Raw genomic sequence first — 636 nt, forward strand, 5'->3', positions numbered from 1 at the left:
GTCGCCGATCCGGTAGCGGAGTTGCAAGGCTTCCATATGGTCCGGCCCGGTCTGGCACTTGAATTTCAGCCTATACCACTGCCCCTTGCTGCGAAACGCAGCACCCGGGCTCTTGATTGCATCGGCGCCCATCTCGGGCGTGGCAAAGGCGTAGGCGACGACGCGATCGGCTTTGAACTTGCGATCGTCATGGGTGATGCGGTCGAGCACTTCGGCGTCGCAACGCTGTTCAAGGCGAGTTTGGGGATCGAGTTTCATCAGTCCGGCGCGCAATGCATTGTCCATTGCGCTGGCTGGAAAACTCAGTGTCACTGACGCCAAGGCGGTCATGCAGAGCTTCTTCATGGGCGGGACAAGCAACATATTTTGTCGGAGAAATCAACCGAGCGGACCGCCTCGGACGCTGCGGGAATCTTCAATCATATGGCTGCTGCGTTCAAAATTGCGTGTCGGGATTCGTCGTGCGATGCCTGCGGCCAACGGACCAAAGAGGCACGGCCGGCATCGGTAAGATCGTAGAGGCCGCGGTCGACGCGCGCGAACCAGCCATAGACATTGTGCTGCAGGATCTTGGGCGCGATCGGCGTCACCGCCTTCAGATCTCGCGGCCGCCTGGGGCCATCCACCATGGCGGCA

General features: G+C 60.4%; 2 protein-coding genes. Both read right to left on the minus strand.

What is annotated here, in order from left to right:
* Positions 1-363 (minus strand): DUF930 domain-containing protein (locus EN914_RS37530; protein WP_164779276.1); only part of this gene is annotated, 363 nt, incomplete at its 3' end.
* A gap of 56 nt (positions 364-419) precedes the next feature.
* On the minus strand, positions 420-636 hold a 217-nt coding region (locus tag EN914_RS37535; protein ID WP_245497953.1), incomplete at its 5' end, for a DUF2161 family putative PD-(D/E)XK-type phosphodiesterase.

This window comes from Mesorhizobium sp. M7A.F.Ca.CA.001.08.2.1, assembly GCF_003998455.1.
Taxonomy (GTDB): Bacteria; Pseudomonadota; Alphaproteobacteria; order Rhizobiales; family Rhizobiaceae; genus Mesorhizobium; species Mesorhizobium ciceri.